Here is a 22,636-nt window from a genome sequence, read left to right as displayed (position 1 = left end):
GTCGTGCTCGTGTGGTGGGCAGATCAATCAGGTAAAGTGAGCAGGCGGCGGTGACTTGACTGGGGAGTTGAGTCATCCACCAGGATTTCCGACATCACCCCCAGCTGGGTTTGTACCGAGCTGGGGGTGATGTCTGTTCTGAGGTGGTCCCAACTCAACGGTTTGGGTCGTGCTGTCTTGGGCGGAATGAACTGAACGAGCTCTAGATCCAGCGCGGCGAGGGCGGCGGCCGCTGGGAAGCGGTAGAGCTGCCAGCGCTGGCCGTCTCGGTCTTCCTGGCCGAGGTGGATCATCGAGACACCCGGAGCGAACCACCGGAGGGGGCGTTTGGGAGCTTGGCCCTGCACAAACACGAGAGTTTCGGTGTCGCCAGCGGCAAGCGCGACTTCCAGCCAGGTGCGGTAGTCCTCAGCGGTACTGATGAACCGTCCGGGCCGGAACTTATGGCCGGGAGGAATGCGCCAGTCCGTGGGGAGGAGCGAAAGCAGATACGGTTCGTGCAGAGACCGGGTCATGTGGGGTCAGTCGGTGCGGAGAGGCGGTGGACGCGGGTGAGCGTGTGTTGCCAGTCCATCCAACGAGCCCACGCCCTCAAGGTGTCGCCCGTGCTGCCCCAGCGGGCTTGCCAGCGCTGGACATGGCGTTCGAAAGCGGGCTGATCGGTGGGAGCGAGTTCGAGTGGCGTGGGATGCAGGAAGAGCCAGCCGAGACCCTCACGGGCGAGGCCTCGGTCTTGCATGACCTGGCATAGCGCACTGTCGGGCAGGTTGAACGCGCGCGACACAGGCCGTTCCAGCTCAGCGTCCCAGGCGAAGGTCTGGTGAAGTTCATCTAGGAGAATGATCTCGGCGTGCTCCAGATCGTAGGTGTCCAGCACGTGTCCGCCGTACAACTGGATCAAGAGGGCGCGCCATTCGTGCGGGAGGCGGGCGATCTGAAACGGCTCAACGAGCAGAGAGACTTCGATCCGGTGAAGGACTTGTAGGACGAGGTGCAGGTCAGGGCTGGAGAGTGGGGTGGTGAGGCAGGTCGGGGGTGCCTGCTCCCCGCAGAGTTGAGCGTCGAAGAGGGCGAGCGTGGTCATGGGGTGCCTCGAGAGGTCGGAGCAGGAGCGGGTGGTGTCGTGCGGGTGAGCAGGTGCAGTTGTGCGGTCTGCCCGGGTGGGCGGTACAGAAGGGCGACCTGCGTGCTGCGCCAATTGGAGGCCTGCTGAGGTTGTCTTGGATCGACCGCCGGGTGTTCGAGATACCGGGCAGCGATGGGGAGCAGGGCCTCCAGATGGTCGGAACCTGGAACATGGAGTTGGCCAGCGCTGAGGGCGCAGGTCTGGCGTGTCCAGCGGTGTTCTTGCTGGATGAGCAGGGTGTGCGTGAATCCAGGGCGGTGCAGGAGTTCGCGGGTCAGACTCCAGAAGTCTAGAGCCCACGCGGAAACGGTGGTGAGGTCAGTTTGGACGGGCAAGGCCACCCACTGAAACTCAGGGATAGTGGGCGTCATCCGTGATCTTCTGGCATGTACGGCATGCCGCCGAAGCGTTCCTCGCCATACCCACCCAACAGCAGCAAGAAGGCTTGGAGCAAACCGTCTTCGGGGGCTTCGGCATCGCAGGAGATGTATTGGGTGCCGTGATTGCCAGTCACGCGATAGCGGGCAGGGAGTTCGAGAGTGAGTTGTCCTTCAAAGGGATCGTCGTACGAACTGGTGGCCCGCGTGAGGCCCAGGCCGAGATGGACGCCGAGCCGTCCGGCGTCATGCATCAGGGCGAACAGAAAATTGTTGCGACGCTCGTCGTAGCCACAGTCACGCACGGTGAGGTCAACGGAGACGCAACTGAAGTTGATCTCGACATGCCAGTGCTGCGGCGCTGGATGGGAGTTGTAGCCCGCAGCGGCAGACAAACTCCAGTTGCCGAGGGGCTCCAAGTACGGCAGAGCGAAGGTGAAGAGGGTGGAGACGGGGGCGTGCCGGATTTCGGCGGCAGTGGGGGGCATGCCTTCAGAGTGAGGGGGCTGGGGGTGACGCGGTGGTGTGTTTCAATGGTCTATGGGCAATCCACTGAATCCTTACGTCTGGGCGCTGTATTTAGATTCACCTGAGGGCGCACTCGCTGTCTCTTACTTTGAAGGTCTTCCGGACTACCGTGCCCGTATGCAGCATGAATGGCTCAGATACGGCGTCTTCGACTGGATGAAGGCGCATGAGGTAGACACGGCGCAACCTTGGGCAGAGGAGCGACTCTCTGAAGAGGCGAGCCAGACAGTGCAGGCTGTTGAAGTGTTCGCTCGTCGCTATCCCGCACAGACTCCTGAGCAGGTCGAACTCTTACTGACTGACTTGGTCACCAGTGAACAAGTTCAGCTCTCGGATGATGTGGAAGACACCCTCACAGTGAGCTGGGCGATGGAAGATGTGCAACTGGTCAGTCTGGGTTTATACCTCGCGCATCCAGACGTGTTCGTGCCTTACGGCTTTAAAGAGATGGATGGCGTTGGACTGCATCAGGAACTGCTCCAGATCGCGGGCGCTTTTGAGATTGCCCTGCCTGTCGTGGCGGCCAAGAAAGATGAACTGGGCCGCTGGCTCTACTTGGGCCATTTTAGCGCCGCTTTACAAGAATTCCGTAAGCGCCACAGCCTCAGCATGTCCGAGCTGCTGGCCTTCCTCTATGACTTTGCCCGCACCTACGTACAGTCTGAACCCCGCGATGATTTGCCAGCGCCGCGCCACGCTTGGCTGCTGGTCGGGGGCGCAAAAGCTAACGGAGATTACGAAGTATTGGAAGCGATGGAACCAGAAGATACGACGCACTGGCAGGGCAGCCTGGACATGCAACGGGGCGATGTCTGCGTGATGTACGTGACCTCCCCCGTCAAGGTCGTGCATTCCTTATTTCGGGTCATGGAGGACGCGTACGTCGATCCCTTCTTCCACTACAAACACGCGGTGCAGATCGGCGAACAGCAGCGGGTGCCTCCCCTGCCCTTAGAAGCACTCAAGGCGGATCCCGTGTTTGGCGTCAGCAGTCACATTCGCCGTAATTTGCAAGGCACGAGTGGACAACTGATCAGCCGGGCCGAATATGACGCGGTACTGGTGCTGCTGGCAGCACGTGGCCTCGACCTCACCCAGGTGCCCCGCTTGCCTGAACAGGCAGAGGTGGATCTCGCCGATCTGTCCAACGAGCGAGATGTTGAACTGCAGCGGGTAGAACCGCTGCTCGACCGTTTGGGCATTCCTCGTGACGCGTGGGTACGCCAACTCCCCGTTCGAATGGGCGTGGGTGACCGGGTGTATCCGGATTACGCCATTGGTGTGACGGGAACCCACCCAGAACTGCGGGTTCATGCGCTGGTCGAGGTCAAATACCGTGCATCTGGTGAACGGGCGTGGAGGAAAGCGTTTTATCAGGCGAAGTCGTATGCCATGCGCTTGGGCGCTCAGGCGTTTCTTCTGGCGGCGGCCGATGGACTGCGCTTATATCAGCGCAAAGCGGACGATTTTCAGTATGAGGCTGGAAAAGCTTTCGGTTGGGACGGCTTAGATGATCAGGCGCTGCTCTTACTCCGACGGGTGATGAGTGCCCCTCGTTGACTGTGAGCTGGCTCTCAACGTTCAAGATCATTCTGGGGTTGAGGTGATCATGAGAAGCGGTTGATCTGGGGAGCGTTAGGCAAGCCGTCACTGCGGGCACGGTTCAATAAATTCGACGTGCAGCCAGTATTCGGCCTCGTCTTCGTCTATGTCGCCGCCTTCGTCCATGAGCTCTTGCCACGCCGCCCACGCTTCAGCTTGCACGTCGGGGTGGCAGCCCAGGAGGTCGGCCAGCTCCATCCGCACTTCCGGATCCGGCCCTTCGCGGGTCAGGCCTCGATCTTGGCGGTAGGCGGCATCCAGGAGATCAGCGAGTTCGACAGCCGTCAAGTCACGCGGGTGCATAGGCCCAGGGTAGGCCAAGCGATGAAGTCTTGGATCCGGCTCCCTTCATGGAGCGTCTTGCCACGCGTCAAGACACCACAAAAAGCGCTTTCCGGCAGCCGAAGCTGGGGCGGGGGCATCTCAGTAAAGTGTGCGGCGTGTAAAGCCTTCCGGGCCTTTGGGCGGTAACCCCTTCACCAGTTCCGCCTGAACAAGCGCGTCGACGTCCTCTGTCACTTGTTGCTGCGTTTTGTCTTTCCATTTCAGCGCCACAAAAGGCAACTCGACCCCCGCAATTGTTGCCGTGTTGACCTGATACATCTTCACGGTGACAATCACGACCTCCGGTTCTCCTGCTGGCCAGGCTTCCACGTACACGGTACAGTTCGCGGGCACGCGCTCTTCAAGGTCTTGCTTGAGCTGTTCCAGGTGCACAAGGGGTGTTTGGGAGAGCATGCCTAGTAGCTTAAAACCACATGGCTTGGGCTGTCTAACGGGGACGTTGGGGGGGCACCCGAGGAAGGCGGCCAATCCCCCGCGCAGCTTCAGATTCGGGCGTTCACGGGTCAGGCCCTGGTCTTGGCGGGTGGTGGCGTTGCGCAGGTCAGGGCGTTTGACCGGCGTCAGGTCACACGGATGCATCGGCGAAGGATAAAGGCAAACGCCCCCGCCCACAGCCGAAGCTGGAGCGGAGTTAGGCGAGGTAGACATAGCCCGCCTGTACCTGTTCAGCTTCCTCTGCTGTGCTGCAAAACACCTTCGTGTCCTCCACTTGCCCGTAGCAGTCCACGCGGGCAGGCACGAGTCAGCACGTCACCGCGCCGTCATCCCATTCGCGCGGCTCAGGCGGCCCCAAGACTTCGATCACGTAGTGTTCAAGTAAGTTCACGGTCTCTCCTTTGATCGCGCCGGGGCGTTGAGCCAGGGCGCGGTTCATGACTAGGCTCAACTGCAGCTGCTTCTCTGTCTCGCTCATCTGATCTCTGTGGGCCTCTGGTTCCAGTGCCTTGGTCAAGAGGGAGGGAAGCGTTGCTTGGTTGTGCCGCGCTCCTCTCCTCTAGGGAGCAGGTGTTCAGGGTGAGGGGGCTGGGGGTGACGTGGGTGCCAGGGCGGAGACCAGACGTGGTCGTTGCCGTGCCCTCCAGGATGGCTCACACGTCTTGCAGGCTCGGGTGATTCGGATCTGCCCTCAGGAGCGCGATCTGCGCCTGTCGCTGCACCTCGGCTTCTGGCCCCGCATCGGGATCAGCCAGCTCCAGCAACCGGATGCGCAGGCCGGGCCGGTTCATGTCGAGTACCTGTGCTGCGGTGAGGAAGCGTGCCCGCACCTGCCAGTTCTCGTTCAGATTTAAGGTCACGTCGGCGGAGTGCTGTTCCAGACACTCTTGGCCGCCGAAAAATTCCACATAGACTTGGGCGTAATCCTCCCTGGTGAGGTCGGTCATCAACGCTTCACCCGAAATGGGATCAATGATCAGAGTGGCGTCCAGCAACCGTTGGAGCGCGGCGAATTGCATGCAGCACAGCTCAATGCTGGTGCCTTCCGGCAACTCGATGATGGGCTCCCGCGTACTGGGAACATCCAACGTGTCGGCGAGGCGAACGCGGCTGCGAGCGAGAGTGCTGGGGCCTGGTGCGGGCACTGTTGAAAGGTCATGGGTCACTGGGGTTCTCCGTGTGTGGGGACTCGGTGCTGGTGGGAGGGTGGCGGCGCTGGGGGTGACGCGGGCGAACTGGGGTGTCAAGCGGCTCAGAGATGGGGCTGGCGTGTGGCTGGAGACAGGGGGAGGCTGAAGACAGGGGGAGGCTGAAGAGTGTTCCCCTCCCCCTCTGATGGTGAAGTCGCTGGGGGTGACGCGGGCCGAACACTGGAATGGGGGGGTATACCCCCAGTGTTCTGAGCATCGCCGGCGAGTGCGGCGCACCGTGCTGTCGTATTGATGCCACAGTACAAAACCGCCCCCGCCCACAGCCGAAGCTGGAGCGGGGGTAAGGGGTGCTCTCCCGCGTGTTCGGGGGTGATGCGCCCTCCCGGCTTACACGTCTTGCAGGCTGGGGTGCTCCGGATCCGCCTTCAGGCTCGCCATTCGCGCCTGTCTGTGCGCTTCGACTTCCGGCCAATCCTCGCCGGGGTCAGCGACCTCCAGCAACCGGACGCGCAGGCCAGGCAGGTTCATGTTGAGGACCTGCGCCGCGGTGAGGAAGCGGGCTCGCCCCTCCCAGTTCTCGTACAGATTTAAGGTCACGTCGGCGTATTGGCGGTCCCCGCATTCCTGACCGCCGAAGAATTCCAGATAGACGTCCACGTAAGTCTCCGTGGCGATCTCGATCATCACGTTGTCTCCCGGGATGATCAGATCGGCGTTCAGGAACCGTTGCAACGCGGCAAATTGCAGGCAGCACAGCTCAAGGCTGACGCCTTCCGGCAACTCAATGACGGGCTCCCGTGCACCGGGCAGATTGAACGTGTGGGTCACGCGAACGCGGCTGCGAGCGAGGATTCGGGTTGTCAGGCAGGGTGCCAGCCCTGCGGAGAGGTCATGAATCTCTGGGCGGTCCCCTGTGGTTGCCGTCTCCAACACATCTTGACCGAGAGGCTCCACGACTTGATCTGAGCTGTGGTCAGAGAAAACCTGGTCAGCAGAATCTTGCGGACTGCTGCCGGGATGAGGTTCTTCCAGGGAGGCTTGGCGCTTCACCCAAGCCACGGCTTCGTCTCGAGACGGCATGAGAGACGTGCAGGGTGCCGCAGCGCCATCGAGCCAGAACTGCACGGCGGGGAAGCTCTGGGTGTGCGCCGGCCACGTCAAGTGGATGGCCCCGGCGGTGATGTTGACCGCGAAGGCATGCGCGGTCGGGGGGAGGTCGCTCCGCGGGACGTACTGCCAGTGCGCCAGCCCCGTCAGGGGGACGAACCAGGTCAAGCGTTCGGGAGGAGACAGCATCGCCAGCACTTCCCAGGCGGCCGTCGTGAGGGGGTGTGGACTGGTGACCACGAGGAGATCATCGGAGAGGCAGCCATCCGACCAGAGACCAGAGGCCGTGCCTGGGATATGAGCGATCACAGTGTGTTCTGGCGAGAATTCGATGTCGTCGAGCGTGTGCGCTGGGGATCCCCACGCGGCGTCCCGTGCTTGCTGGGCAGTGTCTGCCGTCCAACCGACGCCTGCGTATCGCCCAATGGCGTGCTGGGTGAACCAGGCGGGGAGGCGGCGGAGCCATTCCCGCTGTGCGAGCGTCAGGGGGAAGTGGAAGAGCTGACCCGTTTCAGCGTGTGGCGCCGTGACCCAGAGGTAGCCTGCGGAGGCATCGACCCCGAGCCGGAGCTGCCAGAAGGCTGCGGGGTCTTCAATCCTGACCCAGTGCGCGTGTGGGGGTGGACCAGGGTGCAGGCGCTGTGCGGAGGCGGGAAGGGCAGCACTCAGGTCGGGATGGTCTGCTCGCCAGTTGAGGGTGGGCTGGGGAGGGACGAGCGGGAAACAACGTTGGAACAGTGCGGTGGTATGAGCTTGGAACGATCGGACCCAGACGAGGAGGTGGGACCAATCGCGGCGCCATCTGCGGTGGGCCGCCCGTGCTGAACGAGGAAGAGAGAGAAGGCGGTGGCGGGGGTGTGGACTCATGCGGTCGGCACAGTCGGGGTCTGGGACGGGCGTCATCGTCAGGCCAGTCCTTCCGTGGGTTGCCTCGCCCAGTGGAGCACCTGGTGGGTGGGGAACCAATCGGCCCCATACTGGGCGTAATGCGCGTGCTCGATCTCTCCCGTGCGGCTGATCAGGAATTCGGCGGGCATGCGAAACCGTTCGTCTTGCAGGGTGGTGGTCTTGAGGTGTTGGACGTGCTGGGTGAGCGCACTGAGATGGCGCAGATTCAACACTCCTTTGATGCTCTGACTAAGGCCATACCGGGCGTACGTGGCCTCTGTCGGGTCGGCCAGTACGGGGTACGGGAGCGGGGCCTGTCTTAAGCCGTCTTGAAGCGCACTCACCGAACCGCTCCAGACGGAGACGAGTTGGATGTCCTGTTGGGCGAGCAGAGGGGCAAGGGCGGCCAGCTCGGTCTGCCGGGCCTGGCACAAGACGCAGGTGCTGTGGCGGTTGAAGGTGAGCCAGACGCGTTGTCCTCGCAAGTTGTGCAGTCGAAGTTGGCCGCCATGCCGATCGGGCAGGATGAAATCGGGAGCGGTCTCCCCTGCTTGCAGTTGAGGTTGCACCACCGGCGGGTGATCCTGATCTGTAAAGGACAGATACTGTTGCTGCAAGAGGGTCATGATGATCTCAGTCAACTGATCCCAGCGCAGGGGCAAGCGGGCAGCCATGTCCTGAAGGGAGAGACCTCGCAGGGCGGCGCGATAGACCAGGGTGTGGGGGTGGTCGTCAGCGGTGGGAACGACGTGGGCGGGATCCGTAAGGAAGGTGTGTTCTGGCCTCAAGGCGCGTGCGGCAGGAGTGATGGCTTGGGCGAGCTGGCTGATCTCGTATAGGGCAGGCAGGACGCGAGTGTGTGGGGTGGCTGTGGGCGTGGGGCTGGGAATGAGTGTGGCCTTGGCGTGCTGCCAGGCGAGGGGGAGCATGGCTTGAATAAAGCGTTGCTCGGCGAGCTGCTGGAGCTGGGTGCGGGTGATGGCGTGATGGGCCACGAGGTGGTCAAGCGCTTGGGTCAAGGAACGGCTGGCCTCCTGAGCCTCAATGAGGGCAACCGGGTGGACGCCGTGGTGAGTGAGGGTGGTATTCCAGTGTGGAACAAATGGACTGCGGACGCCGATCACATCTGGGCCGTTCAGGGAGAGGGTGGTGTTCAGGGCGGGATGGTCGAAGCGAAGTTGCAGGAAATGGTGCCCGACCTGTTGGGTGGCGTGCCGCACCGCGTGCAGGGGGTTGAGTTGGGTGGGCGGTGGGGCGAAGGTCGTCATGTCTGCATGGTGAGGGGGCTGGGGGTGACGCGGGTCAAGTGGCGGGCCGCTTATCCCAAAGCAGCACAACTTACTGCGTCGAGGAACTGAGGCAGGATGTGTGCTTAAGACGCCGTACGCTGAATCCTTCTGATGCACTCGGAGAACGGAACCGGGGAGAGATCCAGCGCGGGTTGCTAGACTTCCGCATGACCCAAAGATCATCCACCTGGGCGCAAGTGGCTCAGGACTTAAGTGACATGAAGCTCGCCCGGCTCCTCGAATTGAGCGCTTTGCTCAGTGCCGACGACGCCTTGGGGGGGAATCGTTGGGCAGACCTGAACTCATTTAACGGCCTGTTCCCACCCCTGCTGCAAAACTTCACGCGTGCCGTGCTGGAGAGCCCGGCCACCTATCAACATACGGCCACACCCAGTGCACCTTTTTTGGTGCGCTATCTTGTGGAGACGATTGGAGAGCTTCAGAATCCAGATGGGCTGAAGAGGATTCCTGAGATGAGTCTTGAAGAACTGGTCACAGAGGTTTTAGCACCGATGTGGCGGCAGCAGGTGCGGTTAGACGGCCGCCATCTCTACTACAACCTCTTCCGAGCGTACGCGACCCTTGTCGACGTGCCACGCCAGATTCAAGGTGACATTCAGGCCCGACTGCAGGATGGCTTCATTGACCTGGATACCCACATCAAGACCACGTACGGGTGCAGCATTTCCACCCTCCTGCTTGGCCCGCTGCTGATCTATATGCGATATAGCCACGTGTTCAACAGCACAGAACCATTCAATCCAGCTTGGCTCCAAATGAAGCGCCCGGATGGGCCCCAGATGAAACTCACCCACGATGATCTCGTGCGTTATGTGGCAGAGGCCTCGCCTCACTTACAAGAGTTGTATATCTCTGAAGACCTTCTGAACAATTATCTGATCCAGTACCTCCCCGATGACGAGGTGGCGAGCCTGCTAAGCGTCCTCTCCGCGTCGGTCGAAACACTGCGTGATCAATTGACAAAGCCGCCTTATTCGGAGGGCATGGCGGCGTACGCTCCCTTGCCGCTCGAGCTCAGACCACTCCTAAAGATGCCGGACGGACGGTACCTGATTCCGAATCTGCGTTCTTTGCTGCTCGGTGCAGGCCGCTTGCCTCTGACGCTGCTCTCAACTGACCCAGCGCGTGTCCGACTCCTGAACAACTACGGGCAGGGGTTTGAAGCCTATGTGCAAGCGCTCACCGTTGACCGGCTCAAGGGTCACGCCATCACTGTGGTGCACGAGTTCGAGTATTCACACCCGAGCAAGAAAACCGCTGTCAAATCAGCCGACATGACCCTGCTGGAACCGAGTCAGCCGGTCACATTAATCGAAATCAAGGCGACACGGCTGCCGGATGGCGGTATCGGTCAGGGGGGTACAGCGGCATTCAGGTTGCTGGATCAGAAGATTACGGCTGCAGTCTGCTTAGGTCAGGACAAAGCACAGCACCTCACTGCTGTGCTTCCAACGCCGTCTCAGGGGGCCTTGGCAGCTACTTCTCAGGAAAGGCCCTTGGTTGTGGTGGTGTATGGCGAGGCTGTCGCGGCCTTTAGCGCAGTATTTCGGTTCTTGGTGAGCAAATCAGAGCATGCCTTGAACCCGCATCTTGGGTATTTTCTAGCGCTCTCTATTGCCGAGTACGAACACCATCTGGAGATGGCTCATGAGCGGGGAGAGAGCGTGATTGCCCTTTTACAAGAAAGTGCCCGTGAGTTCGCAAACCGAAATGAACTACAGATGACGAATCAAACCCATCTTGGAAATGATTGGCCGCAGGACGCCTTCGTGGAGAAATTTCAAGAGAAGTTGCTGGCCCATCTTAAGACGCCAGCTTCCAACGGGACTCCGTCTGGAGACAGTGAAGCACGAGAGCTGCATGGAAGCGCACCCGATGGATCGTAATTTTGGGGCATTCAGCTGATCAGTCACCCGGGTTTTGCATGATGCGATGCAAGGCGTTCTCTGAGCGCCTCGCTTCGTTTACTTTTCTCGTCGCACGACATCTTCTGTATCGCGGATTTCGACGGGCAAGCCCTCATCGGTGATCACCTTGAGGACCGACCCTCGCTGACCGATCACTTGCCGAAGTCGAATCGTCACGCCGCCTTCAAGTCTGATGGTGTCGCCTTTTTTGAGTTGGTTGAGCGTGACAGGCTTCCAGGGCATGGGGAAATTGTCTCACAACCCATCTGAAGCACACGCGCTGGCGAGGGATGAACGTGCGTTCAGGTGTGGGGAGATGAGGTCAGACTGTCGCAGGTGATGAGGCAAGAACGTCACGGCCCAGTTGAGTGATGAAAACGTCGTGTCCGGCCACAGAATCGTCAGGCCAACGCGCGATTCGGAGCGAGACAGCAAGACAGCCGGAACGGAGTAAGCGCCGCATTGGGAGTGTTTCAAGCTCGCGGATACGTTCCTCTGCCGTGAATTCAGCGTAGTACCGGCGAACTCGAGTCTGATGCACGAGGTCGGCGGCCGCGCATTCTGTCAGCATGTGGCGATCGTGACCCTGGAGTTGAACATGATGTGGGCGAGGTGGATCCGCCACAATGGTGGCCCAGTGAATCAGGCTACTGGCATCGGTGTATTCCAGATAGCCGTCGTCGATCGCCTGTTCTAAACGTTGGGAACCGAGGGTTGGCGCGTGTGCCTTTAAGTGAATGAGCGTGTTCTGGCGTTCGGCTGCAAAGGCGGGATGAGTGCCTGCGTCCATTCCGTCTGAGGTGAAGTGAGCGATGGTGGTGGTATAGGTGGTGGGCACGGCTCCATCGTACTGGAGTCATTCCAGAGGCTGACTCAAAAGTTTGTACAGACTTTATTGCTTTTTTGTACAGGAGCCTTGTACAGTGAGGGTATGCCCGTCAGTAAGATCGTTCTTCCGGTTGGCACGTTTCGGGCCCAGCTGGCAGAGACCCTGCAGAAAGTGGAGCAGGGCCAGCGGGTGGTGATTGAGCGGCATGGAGCGCCGATCGCGGCGCTGGTGCCGATTGGTGATTTTTACGTGTTGAGCGTTCGGGAGGAATCTATGGCAAAGCGGATCATTTTTACGAACATCAGCGGTGGCGAGGGCAAAAGCTTTTGCACCTTCAACGCCGCCTTCGCACTCGCAGACATGGGCTTCCGCGTGGCGGTCATCGACGGTGACCCCCAAGCCTCCCTCACCAAACGCCTCGGCCTGCACGACGACCCCAACAGCCCCGCCTTCAAAGCCGACCACACCATCCTCCAAGTCTTCGAACAGGATGAAGGCGAGATTGCCCTCCCCGCACCCCTGAAGGTCGGCAACCTTGATGTCTGGCCCGCCAACCGCCACCTGCTTGAAGCCGACAGCAAGATCAGTGCTGACCTTTCCCGCATTGGGAACTTGCATGACGCTTTACTGGCGCTCGAAGCGCAGTACGACTTTATCCTCATGGATTCCAAGCCAGGCGTCTCTCCCCTGCTCTCGGCGGTCACGGCAGCGGCAGAACACATTATCGTCCCCGTCTCCGCAAACAAAGGCATGGAGAACCTGGATGAGTTAGCGCGTCTGGTTCGGACGGCCCGGAAGTTCAACTCTAAAGTCGGTATTCGCCTCTTCGTGCCAAACCGGATGCGTACGACGAACCTGAGTCGGCGCGTCATGGAGTCCCTCACTCAGTATTCCCAGATTGCCCCACTTTCACCCTCGGTTCGGGAAAGCACGGTCGGTGGCGAGGCCGAGGATGCCCGCATGGGAGTCACGCGGTTTGCGCCGAAGAGTCCACTCGCTGGAGATATCCGGTCGCTGGTGGACGCGCTCTTGCAGGCGACCGGGAGTAAGGCAGCTGAGGTCACCCCATGACGGGGCGGGCGCATACGAGTCCGAGCAACTTCATGTCGATGCTGGAAGAACAGCCGAGTACTGTAGAGCGCAGCATGATTCGTGTGATGGAAGGCTTCAATCCGCGCCAGGTGTTGGCCGGTGAAGAGCAGGCGTTTAGCGAGGAAGCGTTGGCCGACTTGACCCTGAGTATTCGTGAGCAGGGCATCTTGCAGCCCTTGCTGGTCCGGCCAGCGCGGGGCGGAACGTATGAATTGATTGCGGGCGAGCGGCGCTTTCATGCAGCAGGCTTCGCCGGCCTGCGGGAGGTGCCCGTCTATATTCGTGCCCTGACAGATGATGAGGCTCGGCGGGCAGCACTCACAGAGAATGGACAACGTGAGGCGATTGGGTACGCGCAGGAAGCGATCCATGGGTTGCGCGATATTGCTCGCATGGTGGGCGTGCCGATCAGTGAGGTTCCGGGGGTCTTGAATCGGCTGAAGAATGGCGCGGTAGATGAGTTTGGGGTTGCGGGGTACTTGCAGAGCGTGTTTGGGGAGACGGTATCGAACTGGGCGCAGCGGCGTGCGTTGGTGCTCAAGCTGCTGCCGGAAGAGGTCAGTGCGCTGAATGAGCGGCGGGCAAATTTGACGGCCTTACAACAGCTTGTTCGTCTTGGTGACCAGCCTGAGCGGCGAGAACTCTTGTCTCGTCTCTTGAATGGGGAATTGACGGTAGAGGAGCTGACGCTGGAAGTGTCTGGCATGCTCCGTGCAAGCGCACCTGATGTGTACCCACAGCTTCAGCACTTGCGGCGGGCGCTCCCCCGATTGAGCAAACTCAGTGGTTCGGATGCGAACCGTGCAGATGAACTGATCAAAGAGTTGCTGCGGCTGATCGAATGACTAAATTAGGAACGATGACGATCAGGGATTCCAGAGTAATTTGGAATCCTTTTTTCAGCGTTGATGTTTTTATCCAAACTTTAGATAGTTTTTAGGCGTAAAAACCTTGTTTGGATATGCTGGTAACCTATCCAAACTTTGGATAAGTTGAGCGCGTAAATTTTTCGCTTTGATACGTTTAAAACCTATCCAAAGTTTGGATAACTGTCCCTTGAGACGCCGGCTTGGGGTTAGTGACTGACTTATTTGACGATTTGCTCGGCAATGGTCGACGGATTCAGGCCCCCGGATGTAGAGCGCACGGAATCCTCCGCTACCTTGCAAGGTCTTTCAACTCACTATGCGCGTGTCCTCCATCCAGCGAATGGCCAAGATCAGTGAGGCTTCCTGCCCTGTTTAGGGCAGGAAGTCGCCATTAAATGCTCTCTGCGGTGAGTTTTGAGCGGCATTGACTTCATTGGCGGGCGGCTTGGTGCGCCATACTGAGGGGGTGAACCCCGCTGAGTTTGCCGTTACGTGGGTTGTTCTTCGAGGGCTGGCCCCGTAAGACAACGTGCGCCGTCCTGATTGTGTTCCTGCTCTAAGCCCGACCCGAGCAGGTGATGGAGATGGCCCTGCGCCACATGCATACCCGCGGGCAGCTGCGGATGCAGTCCTGGACAGTCGGAGGAACGCCATGACCAAGAAGACCCCAGCCAAGCCCTCTCGCCTGCCCGTGGTGAACGAGCGCATCATGGAGACCCTGAACGGCCCGGTGCTGAACGTACGCTTCCGCCGGAAGATGCCGGACGGGCCTCACCGCGACCTGACACCTGACCCTCACCGTACGCGCCTCTCGCGCGGTGGTGGAGACCACGGACACCACCGCGCTGCTCTCCCCGTGTGAGCACGAGAGGCCACGCTTTGATCTCAGCCCAGCTTTTCAGCAGCAGCTGGTGCATGGTGGCCCATAGTTCCCGCTCCCGCGGAGTCGGCTGTGTCCCCACTGCAAGCAGCACCCGCAACGGGCGGCGCTGGTGCGCGTAGCCCATCAGGGGGATGAGGCTGCCGACCTGCCACTGGCGTCCGACTGGGGTGCGATGACCAAAGGGGAACGCGAGCTGGCCCGCTTGCTTTTGGAGCCGCTGCGCGTGCACGTCCCTGGGCTACCGGATGTGGCTGACTGGGTCACGCTGACCCCCGAGGAACGCCAGCGGATCACGCTTGCCGGGGAGGCGTTCGCGGCGGTCCTCGGCCTGACCTTCCATGAGCTGCTGAGTCTGAAACCCACTCCAGCGCCCACCATCACAACGGCGGGGTTGAAGCGGCTGAAGGCCACACCACAAGAGAAAGCCCGCCGCGCCCAACGCCGAGACGACGCGGCCTACCGACGCGAACTGGAACGGCAGCGCGGTTGACGCCAGTCAGTCCGCCACAGTCACCAAGGATTACCGCCATCATGGCGCATGACGCTGGCACGCTTGCTGAGCCTTCAAGAGGTCGACTGGTCGTATCTCGACGCGTTGGTCACTGAGCAGGCCGTGGCCCAAACAGTACGCCAGGAAGGCCATCACGTTGGCACCTTCGGTTTCTGGGCGGTGCGTCGCCGTGCCCGGCGCAAAGACCCCTACGAACGCATTCTGCATCGCCCCAAAGACTGGACTTGGCTGGTCTTCTCTAGCCAGCCTCCCCCTCAGCTCTCTGCCCCAGACAGCGCCTTGTTGGCCCGTCTGGTTCATGGTTTGCACGGCGTGCAGTACATCCAGTGGACACCCGAAGAAGACCGGATTCGCTTCACGTCTTGGAGTCTGAGCAGCGCGGTCGTGCGGGGCGCCCCCGTGCTCTCCCCAGGTCGGCCCCGCCCGGAGGGGCACCTTTCCTTACCCCCAGGCCCACTGCTGCCCGACCTCTCCCGCTGGGCCAGCGTGCCAGAACAAACTCTCCAAGCCGCCTTGGTGGAAGCGGCGTATGTGGAACGTGTTGCGCCTGCCGACCATGGGGCGTTCACCAACGTCGATGTGGTGGCGTTGGCAGAGGGGCAGCCAGTCGCTGTTGAAGTCAAACGGCGGATTCGGGAAGCAACAGCGCAGCTAGAACCCCTCACGCTGACGGACACCCAAGCCGGGACGCTCGACCAACTGGCCAAAGCTGGGGTGGATGTTCATGTTGTGGTTCGGATGGTGCCGCCCAACTCCGTCGACCTCCCTATTGAGGCATTGTCGGTTGGGCACTGGCAGGTTGCCGCCTCGCCCCCGGTGGTCTTCGGTATGCGGCCCGACGTGACCTGGGTGGGCCGCGTCAGTTCCCCAACACTGGAGGCCTGCCGTCAGGCCAAAACAGCTTTGAACACGCCAGCACAGGCACTCGCTCCAGCGAACCGTCAGCCCAAGCCTGCCGCTGTTCAGATGCCTGCGCGACCTGCTCGCTCCAGCACCCCTCATTCCTCTGCCAAACCCCGTTCCAACGCGCTCACCCTGAAGGGGCCACGTCGCTTGAGTTCGTTCACCTTTGAGTACGCGTTCCTCCGCGTCTGGTCACCCGCTCCAGTGAAACTCGGCGGCCGCGTGTACGCCAATCCAGCAGTGGCATTTCTGGCGGCCCGCACTTTGGATGAGGCGGTGCGAACCCAGTTATCCGAGGTCTCTGACCCTGCTCCAGCTCTACGCGTTGCCATCCCAGCCTCGCTGCGGCCAGATTGGCCCGAGTTGCGTGACCAGGTTGCCTGGGCCGTGCTGCGCTCGGCCTACCGTGGCGAGCGGGGGGCCGCGCTCGTCGCCACCCTGCCGCTCGTACTCGCTGATTCGGAAGTCTGGCATCCAGTTCTTGATGGCTTACAGGGGCAAGAGGGCCTAGCGTTGTTGAGCCAGTTGCGCGGTGACCTAGCCCAACACGCTGCGCGTCAGACTCCTGGGGTGTGCTTTCACTGCCGTTGGGCCCGTAAGGTCTCCTGGCCAGGGTTGCTCCACTGTGCCCATCCAGACGGCGTAGCGGGAACGCTCGCCTGTGTGGGCCGCGCTGCCTCTCGGGGGTCTCGGAATGCGGTCCTGGTGGCGGTCACGACTCCAGCGGGGCCGAACTTTATTTCAAAACAGGCCGCCGATCGGTCCTGAGCGGATGTCCCTCGGGCCTCTGGCTGCCGCGTCCCTGGCTTGAACGGCAAGCTGATCCGCGCGTTCGTTCTCGGGATGTCCGGCATGTCCCTGTACCCATTCAAAAGTCAACTGATGCCCCCGCGCAGCCTGCACGAGTGCCTGCCAGAGATCAGGGTTCTTGACCTTCTTCCAGTGTCTGCGTTGCCAGCTGCTGAGCCAGTCCTGCTCGAAAGCGTCGATCACGTATTTGGAATCGCTGACGACGTGAACCTGACAAGGTCGTTTGAGGGCCAGTAAGCCTTGAAGCAGGGCAGTGAGTTCCATCCGGTTGTTGGTGGTCTGGCCTTCGCCTCCAGACAACTCTTTGGTGTGAGTGCCTATAGACAGAATGCAGGCCCAGCCGCCCGGACCAGGGTTGCCGGAGCAGGCGCCGTCGGTGACGAGGCGGACGGTGGGCGGAGAAGTTGGCTCAGCCATACCCCCAGTGTCGCAGACCACAACACCTTGACGGCCTCAGGCACTTGACAGGACATCATGTGCCTGATTGACTGCGCTGAGGCCGGCTGGTCGCCCGCTTCCTGCACCCTTCGGGGCTTGGTGAAGGCCAGTGTGTAGTCCCTTGAAGGAGACGTCATCCCCGTTCTCACTCTATTGATCAGGTGAGGCGAGGCAATGCAGGAACCGCGCTTGTATCCACCTGGATTGGAGTGGAGATGAACCGCACGCCCATGATGGTTGCCTTTTGGCAGACGTTTGCCAAAGCTCAAGCTCACGCGTTGAAAGCAGAAGTGCATGCCCAAGGCCACGAACTTTCTGTAGGACACGCCCTCGAAACTCGCGCCCACTTGGCCGACACCCAGAGCTGGAATCATTACACCCACGCCCTGCGGACTGGCGCGGCGCCCGTGAATACGTTACTCGGGTTAGAAGATCGTCTCCAGCGCAGTTTATGCCGATGGCAGATCGCCCTGACCCTGGACGCGGCTCAGCATGTTCTTCAGATGATGGAGGCGGCTGGCGGAGCGGTCCTGCAGGCCGCGCTTCAAGCAGTCAAGGATCAAGTGCGTCTCTACTCGGTCACAGGAACGGTGCTGAACGTGCACGTCCTCGCAGAGCAGTTGGCCATGGTGGACGAGCAGGAAGTCTTGGCTGACCTTGAACAGGCGCGCCCACACATCGGCGCGTTGAATGACGAGCCAGAGTTGATTGCCCTCTTGGTCTCGCTCTGTGAGCACGAAGGGCCTGGATTTCTGGTGGCACTCGGGACCTTCAATAACCTCACCTGGGCGTATCTCCCAGATGAACGCCACGCCCTGTGTTTTGCCCTAGCAAAGACGGCGCTGCCTGAACTGGTGAGCACGCGCGACGAGCCGTCCCTCGACTTGAGATGGAATCAGGCCTTGATGCGGCGCATGACGCTCCCACCTGTGGCGGTTCCAGACCCCGCTCGTGCCTTGAGCAGGCGACCGGATGCAGAACGTTGGGTGAAACTCTGGAACCATCGGGAAGGTCTGGAGGAGCGCCTCAGTCAATTGGAAGCTCGCTTGCCTCTAGGTTTTCCTGGACAGACTGGTTTGCCAGCCGCCCTCAACGCGTTGGAAGCGCACTTGGCCTTCTGGGATGGTTTGGAAGCCACGGCCTTGCGGGCCAGGCGCATGCCAGCACCGTCTCTGGAGTGGTCGACCGCCCTGGACGAAGGTACGCTCAAAGCCTTACACCATGCCCTTGACCGGGAAGTTCAGGCGGTGATCAGCGGCACGCGGAGCCGCTTTCCAGAGGCAGCCCATGCCGATATTCGAGCCGCCCTCGAGGCGGGCCTTTCCCTCCCGCACATCGTCTCGGAATTACAAGTGCTTCTGGAGGATGAGCAGTGGCACGCCCGGCGGCGGATGTGGGAGGAACTTCATGATCTGCGCCAAGTGTTTGTGGGCGATACCCTCTGTGTGGATGGAGGCCAGCCGTTTCAGGTGCAAGCGGTACGAGGTCTTCGGTACTTCACACTGTCCGTCGTAGATCATGACGGTTCGCCCCGGGAGATCCGTGATACGCAGCGTCTTGAACGGTTACTTCCCTCAGCTTTGTGAGCAAGAGTGCCTCGGCTGGCTTGAAGTAGCCGTACGCGTCTGAAACAACCTTGTCATAAGCCGGAGTGGCAACAGAGCCGTGCTGGATGGACTGACCGTAACAGTTGTCCAAATGCACGACCTCGCAGTGATTCACTTCGTGGTGAATGATCGTGATGTCTTTAAAAGGCGACTGAGCCGAAATTCTGACTAGGAGACCTGTTAGCGTGGTGGGATGGCCGGGAAGTTGAATCCAGCACGGCGTCATCATGTGGTGCCGCAATTTTACCTTCGACACTGGACTCGCGAAGATGGTCGTCTGTGGATCTTTCATGCTGATCGTGAATTCTCCCGCGAGGCTAAACCGAGCGAGGTCGGGTTTGTCAAGGATTTTCATAGTTTGACGGGTGCGGTGCGGGCCGACGCGTTTGAGCATTGGTTGGGTCAGTCGGTCGAGGGTCCGTTAGCGACGGCGCACCGGGCCATTCTCACGGGCATCAATCAAGAGCGGCGCTTCCCGACAGAGCGCCGGACGGATTTAGATCGGTTGGTGGCCTATCAGATGCTTCGGTTGCCTCGGATGCGAGAACGCCTCATTCCCATCTTGAAAGAGGCAGGCTGGGGTGGGCCGTATGACGAACTGGCTAAAAGTTGGCACTTGGATATGCTCGGCGCAACGCGGAGCAGGGTGCTGCCGCTTGTGCTGGATTTATTACACAGTTTCCATGTTTCCGTATTGCGTGCTCCAGTCGGTCGACCCTTCTGGACGAGCGACGCCCCAGTCGTCATCATGCATGAGGCAGAACGCGCTCAGATGTCATGGCGCTTAGGCCTCGGGCATCCAAAAGCCCAAGTCTTTTATCCTTTGTCTCCTCAACTGGCCGTGCTCTATTTCCGTGTGTCTCCCTCTTTGCGGCCGGATGCCATCTGGCAGGCAACGCGTCGGCAATGGGCGGGGATGAACGAATATACCGTTGCGAATGCGGCTCAGCTTGTGTTTAGTCCCCGATTGATTGAGCCAGACCCAGCCTGGATGGAGAAGATTCGAACTTTTCGGGCGGCACAACGACAGCCGTAGACGATTCTGATGCGGTATTGAGGTGTTCGAACGAGACAGGAATGGCTCAAAAGAATTTATCCAAACTTTGGATAGGTTAAACGCGTAAAATCTGTGTTTGAATATGGTAGAAACTTATCCAAAGTTTGGATAAAGGGCAGCGCAGAGATGGGAGTAGAGATGCTCACGCCTGCCTCCACGTTTCCTCAGCATCTTTTGAGACATTCAGGCCTCCTGGTGCAACGCGTGTGGGTGAGGTCTGCTCTCCTGGGGTGGTTAAGGCGCACTCACCCTATGCCCCACTTTCCCGAAGAGCAGGCTGCCTGCGCTGACCATCAATCTGCTCGTCATTTACAAATCAACATGCTCCGGCCATTGAGCAGCGTGTCCTACGCCCCGCAAGCTGTTCTCCAAGACCTGTTCCATTCCGAGACGACTGCGCCGCTCCAGGTGAGCCCAAGTGCTTCCCCAAAGCCACTGCTCCTCGAGCTTGATCGTATCTGCCCACCACTTCCGCATGGTGGGGAGGGCCTCAGTCAACACCTGTGCGACGGGCCAAGTTAACAGCGTGCCATGTCGGGCGTAATACAGGCCGACATGCGTGATTCCACACGGCGAGAGGTCATCATCCCTCAGATCATAGAGCTGAGTCGTACTGGGCCAAATGCCTCCTAACTCCCCCAAAAGGAAGTAACCCGCGAGTTGCCGCAGTTCATCCAAGCTGACTTCCGCTTTCTGAGTGGTCTTGATATCAATCAACGTGGTGTCCAGCAAGAGGTCAGCATCCGCACCACCAACGGCCCCACTGGCATGACCAAAGTGAGGATTAGTTAACAGAATCTTCTGGCAGACGAACTCCTCCCACGGAACGACGGCGAGCAAGTCGAGTAATTCAAGGGCGATGGCTTCGTCTACTTGGAGCAACGTGGGATCTTCCCAGCCGGATCGATACACCAGATCGAGCTTCGCGAGGATGGTTGAAGCACGGGCCAGTTCGAAGACAACGTCCTCGCCAGCGCAGTATTGACGAGTGAGCTCTCGAGTGGTGTTGAGCATGGTGCGGGCTTTGCGTCGCTGGGTGGCGGTCAGGGACATCATCGCGTGTTCTGCGACCCAAGTGCACCGAGTCTGACGTTGCTTGGGGTGACGCTGTTCGAGCGTGAAGCGCAGGAGATAGTCAAAGGCCGTGCCTGTCACGTTGTAGCGCGTACTGGTTGGGGCGACTTGCAAGCCTTTGACTTGGAAGGGTGGTTTGCGGATCCAGGCCTTGAGTTGAGCCCGCACGCAGGGGTCGGTGCGGATCAGTTGGGTCAAACTCATAGCTGAGGTTAGCGTGCTCAATGGAGTCTTGGAGTGGGGGGGGCAACGGGACTGACCGTGTAGGGACGGACTGTTGTTGGAGGCAAGAGACGTATTGGCGGCTCGTTGACTTGGATGGTTCTGTCTAACATTTCCAGCATTGCAGGCGACCCCCCCAACTGCTGCGATCAATCAGGGCGGTCAAGGCCCACGCATTCAGTTCCGGTGGACGTAAGCGCTTCTGTAAGCAGCGGGTCAATTGAGCTCGTGTGCCAAAGTGCGAAGGTCCAGTTTGGGTGGTGATCCAGTGCAAATCATCGACCCACAGATTCGAGAGAAGCACTTCGGAGTTGAAGGCAGGGTGGGGATTGAGGCCGGGTTCTCGCAGGAATTCCACGAACTCATGGTCTTGTGCGAGGAGAGCGATGCCCCAAAGAGTGGGCGTCAGTTCCAAGGCTTGCTCCACGTGTTTGGCCGTTACAGCGAGCACGCACCGATGAAATTGGTGCTGATAGATGGGCTGCTGTCGAACGAATTGAGTCAGGGTATCTTGTGCGGTCTTGATTTCAAAGCCGTGGGTCTCTGCCCCGGAGAGCACCACCAGATCAGCTCGGCCCTGAGCGGCCTGCCCGGCGGCGTCCGTTGGCCCCCAGATGGCCAGTTCTCGGATGGCATAGCCGTGCTGGAATCGGGCGGCGAGACTGCGCGCGGCCCGTTCTTCGTCGAGGCCTCGCTTGAGGACGTTGCGGGGGCGGTAGACGCGAAATTCCAGTCCGGAGGGGAGGCGGTATTTGCCTTGACCGAGGGATTCTGGTGCGCCCTCCTGACGTGCCTGGGCAAAGGCTTGGGCTGCTGCTGATTGATCTGGGGCCTGGGAGGCCTCACGTTCCTCAATGACGCCCCATTTCACAGGTCGCTCGTATTTGATGTACCACTGAGGCAGCGGAGAATGTTCCACCCTTTGTTGACGTTGAGCTCGTGCGCTGTGCGCCTGTGCTTCTCGTGTGGCCCGTGCTGCTTGGGCTTGCGCGGCCTGTTCTTCTGCAACGCGCTGAGCTTGAAGAGCTTCTCGTTTGGTGCGCTTAAGTTTGGCCATGTTCTTGAGAATGACATGACCCATGGCGTGCCCTGAGCGCAGACCTTCTCTTCTTTTCCAGTCATATGACATCCTCTGTATCGCGGATTTCGACCAGCAAGCCCTCGTTCGTGATCACCTCTACGACAGAACCTCGTTTGCTGAGTACCTGCTGAGCTGGACTGCGCGGCGCCCTGAATAGTGAAGGCGGGAGACCAAGGGATCAACGGCTGATGTGTGGCCATCACGATGTGAAGCAGAGGGCAGAGTGATATTGCAAGGCCTTCGTGGAGGATCAGTTCAGTGTGGCGCGGTGTTCCTCAAAGCGAGTTGGTGAGCGGTACCCCAAGCTGGAGTGACGACGCTCGCGGTTGTAAAACACCTCAATCCACTCAAAGACCAAATTACGCGTGTCAGCGCGGTTTCCTTGTGCGGTGTCGAGTTCCAATTCCATCTTGAGGGTGGCGAAGAAGCTCTCCATCGCCGCGTTGTCCCAGCAGTCTCCCTTGCGGCTCATACTTTGGAGCGC

The 22,636-nt window shown here is 60.1% G+C and carries 25 protein-coding genes; 9 read left to right on the top strand and 16 right to left on the bottom strand.

From position 1 onward, the window contains the following. Positions 1-23 precede the first annotated feature (23 nt). Genes F561_RS0119380 through F561_RS0119365 form a run of 4 tightly spaced genes read right to left on the bottom strand, consistent with a single transcriptional unit; the run spans position 24 to position 1,991 of the window. The gene (locus tag F561_RS0119380; RefSeq protein ID WP_019011629.1) at positions 24-515 is read right to left on the bottom strand and encodes a hypothetical protein; all 492 of its coding nucleotides are present in this window, start codon (positions 513-515) and stop codon (positions 24-26) included. Beyond that, positions 512-1,084, bottom strand: coding sequence for a hypothetical protein (locus F561_RS0119375; protein ID WP_019011628.1), 573 nt, complete (start codon positions 1,082-1,084; stop codon positions 512-514). The genes F561_RS0119380 and F561_RS0119375 overlap by 4 nt, the downstream gene beginning before the upstream one ends. Then, complete coding sequence (locus tag F561_RS29095) at positions 1,081-1,497, bottom strand: hypothetical protein (RefSeq protein WP_157452017.1); 417 nt, start codon at positions 1,495-1,497, stop codon at positions 1,081-1,083. Before F561_RS29095 ends, F561_RS0119375 begins: the two co-directional genes overlap by 4 nt. Beyond that, a complete protein-coding gene (locus tag F561_RS0119365) occupies positions 1,494-1,991 on the bottom strand; it encodes a hypothetical protein (protein ID WP_019011626.1) in 498 nt (165 codons plus the stop codon). The genes F561_RS29095 and F561_RS0119365 overlap by 4 nt, the downstream gene beginning before the upstream one ends. A 37-nt stretch (positions 1,992-2,028) precedes the next feature. On the opposite strand from F561_RS0119365, the gene F561_RS0119360 reads away from it, so the two are divergent. Then, positions 2,029-3,591, top strand: a complete 1,563-nt coding sequence (locus F561_RS0119360; protein ID WP_157452016.1) for a hypothetical protein — start codon at positions 2,029-2,031, stop codon at positions 3,589-3,591. Between the two features lie 87 nt (positions 3,592-3,678). Here the strand turns inward: F561_RS0119360 and F561_RS0119355 are convergent, their stop codons facing one another. The 6 genes from F561_RS0119355 to F561_RS0119325 all read right to left on the bottom strand — a co-directional run bounded on the left by F561_RS0119355 (position 3,679) and on the right by F561_RS0119325 (position 8,827). Continuing rightward, entirely contained in the window at positions 3,679-3,936 is a 258-nt protein-coding gene (locus F561_RS0119355; protein WP_019011624.1) for a hypothetical protein, read from the bottom strand. A gap of 120 nt (positions 3,937-4,056) precedes the next feature. Beyond that, the gene (locus F561_RS30085; RefSeq protein WP_245556581.1) at positions 4,057-4,557 is read right to left on the bottom strand and encodes a hypothetical protein; all 501 of its coding nucleotides are present in this window, start codon (positions 4,555-4,557) and stop codon (positions 4,057-4,059) included. A gap of 163 nt (positions 4,558-4,720) precedes the next feature. Next, on the bottom strand, positions 4,721-4,852 hold the full coding sequence (locus F561_RS30365) for a hypothetical protein (protein WP_281166605.1): 132 nt from the start codon (positions 4,850-4,852) through the stop codon (positions 4,721-4,723). Positions 4,853-5,066: 214 nt separating this feature from the next. Beyond that, positions 5,067-5,579 carry a hypothetical protein gene (locus tag F561_RS0119340; RefSeq protein WP_157452015.1) on the bottom strand — a complete coding sequence of 171 codons (513 nt, stop codon included), beginning with the start codon at positions 5,577-5,579 and terminating at the stop codon, positions 5,067-5,069. Between the two features lie 372 nt (positions 5,580-5,951). Next, positions 5,952-6,980, bottom strand: coding sequence for a hypothetical protein (locus tag F561_RS0119335; protein ID WP_157452014.1), 1,029 nt, complete (start codon positions 6,978-6,980; stop codon positions 5,952-5,954). A 596-nt stretch (positions 6,981-7,576) separates the two neighbouring features. Continuing rightward, positions 7,577-8,827 (bottom strand): redoxin domain-containing protein, encoded by a 1,251-nt coding sequence (locus F561_RS0119325; protein ID WP_019011618.1) that lies wholly within the window; start codon positions 8,825-8,827, stop codon positions 7,577-7,579. A gap of 188 nt (positions 8,828-9,015) precedes the next feature. Here F561_RS0119325 and F561_RS0119320 point away from each other — a divergent pair, with 188 nt between their 5' ends. Continuing rightward, positions 9,016-10,755 (top strand): hypothetical protein, encoded by a 1,740-nt coding sequence (locus tag F561_RS0119320; RefSeq protein ID WP_157452013.1) that lies wholly within the window; start codon positions 9,016-9,018, stop codon positions 10,753-10,755. Between the two features lie 78 nt (positions 10,756-10,833). Here F561_RS0119320 and F561_RS0119315 read toward each other — a convergent pair whose 3' ends face one another. Further along, positions 10,834-11,019, bottom strand: coding sequence for a hypothetical protein (locus F561_RS0119315; protein WP_019011616.1), 186 nt, complete (start codon positions 11,017-11,019; stop codon positions 10,834-10,836). Positions 11,020-11,098: 79 nt separating this feature from the next. Beyond that, positions 11,099-11,614, bottom strand: coding sequence for a hypothetical protein (locus F561_RS29090; RefSeq protein WP_157452012.1), 516 nt, complete (start codon positions 11,612-11,614; stop codon positions 11,099-11,101). A 93-nt stretch (positions 11,615-11,707) separates the two neighbouring features. Between F561_RS29090 and F561_RS0119305 the strand changes: the two genes are divergently transcribed. The 5 genes from F561_RS0119305 (at position 11,708) to F561_RS0119285 (ending at position 16,631) form a co-directional block, all read left to right on the top strand. Continuing rightward, positions 11,708-12,676 (top strand): type II toxin-antitoxin system prevent-host-death family antitoxin, encoded by a 969-nt coding sequence (locus F561_RS0119305; RefSeq protein ID WP_019011614.1) that lies wholly within the window; start codon positions 11,708-11,710, stop codon positions 12,674-12,676. Further along, positions 12,673-13,542, top strand: coding sequence for a ParB/RepB/Spo0J family partition protein (locus tag F561_RS27405; RefSeq protein WP_019011613.1), 870 nt, complete (start codon positions 12,673-12,675; stop codon positions 13,540-13,542). The genes F561_RS0119305 and F561_RS27405 overlap by 4 nt, the downstream gene beginning before the upstream one ends. Before the next feature lie 676 nt (positions 13,543-14,218). After that, a complete protein-coding gene (locus F561_RS0119295; RefSeq protein WP_019011612.1) occupies positions 14,219-14,428 on the top strand; it encodes a hypothetical protein in 210 nt (69 codons plus the stop codon). A gap of 130 nt (positions 14,429-14,558) precedes the next feature. After that, a complete protein-coding gene (locus F561_RS0119290) occupies positions 14,559-14,939 on the top strand; it encodes a hypothetical protein (protein ID WP_019011611.1) in 381 nt (126 codons plus the stop codon). Positions 14,940-14,987: 48 nt separating this feature from the next. Beyond that, on the top strand, positions 14,988-16,631 hold the full coding sequence (locus F561_RS0119285; protein ID WP_019011610.1) for a hypothetical protein: 1,644 nt from the start codon (positions 14,988-14,990) through the stop codon (positions 16,629-16,631). Here the strand turns inward: F561_RS0119285 and rnhA are convergent. Continuing rightward, positions 16,605-17,090: a ribonuclease HI gene (gene rnhA / locus F561_RS0119280; RefSeq protein WP_019011609.1), complete on the bottom strand. Its 486-nt coding sequence runs from the start codon at positions 17,088-17,090 to the stop codon at positions 16,605-16,607. The two genes, F561_RS0119285 and rnhA, sit on opposite strands and share 27 nt — an antisense overlap. Positions 17,091-17,326: 236 nt before the next feature. Between rnhA and F561_RS30080 the strand changes: the two genes are divergently transcribed. Both F561_RS30080 and F561_RS0119270 read left to right on the top strand, forming a co-directional pair. After that, positions 17,327-18,697: a hypothetical protein gene (locus F561_RS30080; RefSeq protein ID WP_019011608.1), complete on the top strand. Its 1,371-nt coding sequence runs from the start codon at positions 17,327-17,329 to the stop codon at positions 18,695-18,697. 214 nt (positions 18,698-18,911) lie between these two features. After that, a complete protein-coding gene (locus F561_RS0119270; RefSeq protein WP_019011607.1) occupies positions 18,912-19,754 on the top strand; it encodes a DUF4238 domain-containing protein in 843 nt (280 codons plus the stop codon). 330 nt (positions 19,755-20,084) lie between these two features. Here F561_RS0119270 and F561_RS27395 read toward each other — a convergent pair whose 3' ends face one another. From F561_RS27395 to F561_RS0119255, 3 genes are all read right to left on the bottom strand, one after another. Then, on the bottom strand, positions 20,085-21,053 hold the full coding sequence (locus tag F561_RS27395; RefSeq protein ID WP_019011606.1) for a hypothetical protein: 969 nt from the start codon (positions 21,051-21,053) through the stop codon (positions 20,085-20,087). A gap of 124 nt (positions 21,054-21,177) precedes the next feature. Next, the gene (locus tag F561_RS0119260) at positions 21,178-22,200 is read right to left on the bottom strand and encodes a sce7726 family protein (RefSeq protein ID WP_157452011.1); all 1,023 of its coding nucleotides are present in this window, start codon (positions 22,198-22,200) and stop codon (positions 21,178-21,180) included. A 202-nt stretch (positions 22,201-22,402) separates the two neighbouring features. After that, on the bottom strand, positions 22,403-22,636 hold a 234-nt coding region (locus tag F561_RS0119255), incomplete at its 5' end, for an integrase core domain-containing protein (protein WP_019011604.1).

The organism is Deinococcus aquatilis DSM 23025, assembly GCF_000378445.1.
GTDB lineage: Bacteria > Deinococcota > Deinococci > Deinococcales > Deinococcaceae > Deinococcus > Deinococcus aquatilis.
This window is presented reverse-complemented; position numbering and strand designations above follow the sequence as displayed.

Coding starts and splice junctions, on each gene's coding strand:
- F561_RS0119380 (WP_019011629.1), bottom strand. CDS start 515: ATGACCCGGTCTCTGCACGAACCGTATCTGCTTTCGCTCCTCCCCACG.
- F561_RS0119375 (WP_019011628.1), bottom strand. CDS start 1,084: ATGACCACGCTCGCCCTCTTCGACGCTCAACTCTGCGGGGAGCAGGCA.
- F561_RS29095 (WP_157452017.1), bottom strand. CDS start 1,497: ATGACGCCCACTATCCCTGAGTTTCAGTGGGTGGCCTTGCCCGTCCAA.
- F561_RS0119365 (WP_019011626.1), bottom strand. CDS start 1,991: ATGCCCCCCACTGCCGCCGAAATCCGGCACGCCCCCGTCTCCACCCTC.
- F561_RS0119355 (WP_019011624.1), bottom strand. CDS start 3,936: ATGCACCCGCGTGACTTGACGGCTGTCGAACTCGCTGATCTCCTGGAT.
- F561_RS30085 (WP_245556581.1), bottom strand. CDS start 4,557: ATGCATCCGTGTGACCTGACGCCGGTCAAACGCCCTGACCTGCGCAAC.
- F561_RS30365 (WP_281166605.1), bottom strand. CDS start 4,852: ATGAACCGCGCCCTGGCTCAACGCCCCGGCGCGATCAAAGGAGAGACC.
- F561_RS0119325 (WP_019011618.1), bottom strand. CDS start 8,827: ATGACGACCTTCGCCCCACCGCCCACCCAACTCAACCCCCTGCACGCG.
- F561_RS0119320 (WP_157452013.1), top strand. CDS start 9,016: ATGACCCAAAGATCATCCACCTGGGCGCAAGTGGCTCAGGACTTAAGT.
- F561_RS0119315 (WP_019011616.1), bottom strand. CDS start 11,019: ATGCCCTGGAAGCCTGTCACGCTCAACCAACTCAAAAAAGGCGACACC.
- F561_RS0119305 (WP_019011614.1), top strand. CDS start 11,708: ATGCCCGTCAGTAAGATCGTTCTTCCGGTTGGCACGTTTCGGGCCCAG.
- F561_RS27405 (WP_019011613.1), top strand. CDS start 12,673: ATGACGGGGCGGGCGCATACGAGTCCGAGCAACTTCATGTCGATGCTG.
- F561_RS0119295 (WP_019011612.1), top strand. CDS start 14,219: ATGACCAAGAAGACCCCAGCCAAGCCCTCTCGCCTGCCCGTGGTGAAC.
- F561_RS0119285 (WP_019011610.1), top strand. CDS start 14,988: ATGACGCTGGCACGCTTGCTGAGCCTTCAAGAGGTCGACTGGTCGTAT.
- rnhA (WP_019011609.1), bottom strand. CDS start 17,090: ATGGCTGAGCCAACTTCTCCGCCCACCGTCCGCCTCGTCACCGACGGC.
- F561_RS30080 (WP_019011608.1), top strand. CDS start 17,327: ATGAACCGCACGCCCATGATGGTTGCCTTTTGGCAGACGTTTGCCAAA.
- F561_RS0119270 (WP_019011607.1), top strand. CDS start 18,912: ATGGCCGGGAAGTTGAATCCAGCACGGCGTCATCATGTGGTGCCGCAA.
- F561_RS27395 (WP_019011606.1), bottom strand. CDS start 21,053: ATGAGTTTGACCCAACTGATCCGCACCGACCCCTGCGTGCGGGCTCAA.
- F561_RS0119260 (WP_157452011.1), bottom strand. CDS start 22,200: ATGTCATATGACTGGAAAAGAAGAGAAGGTCTGCGCTCAGGGCACGCC.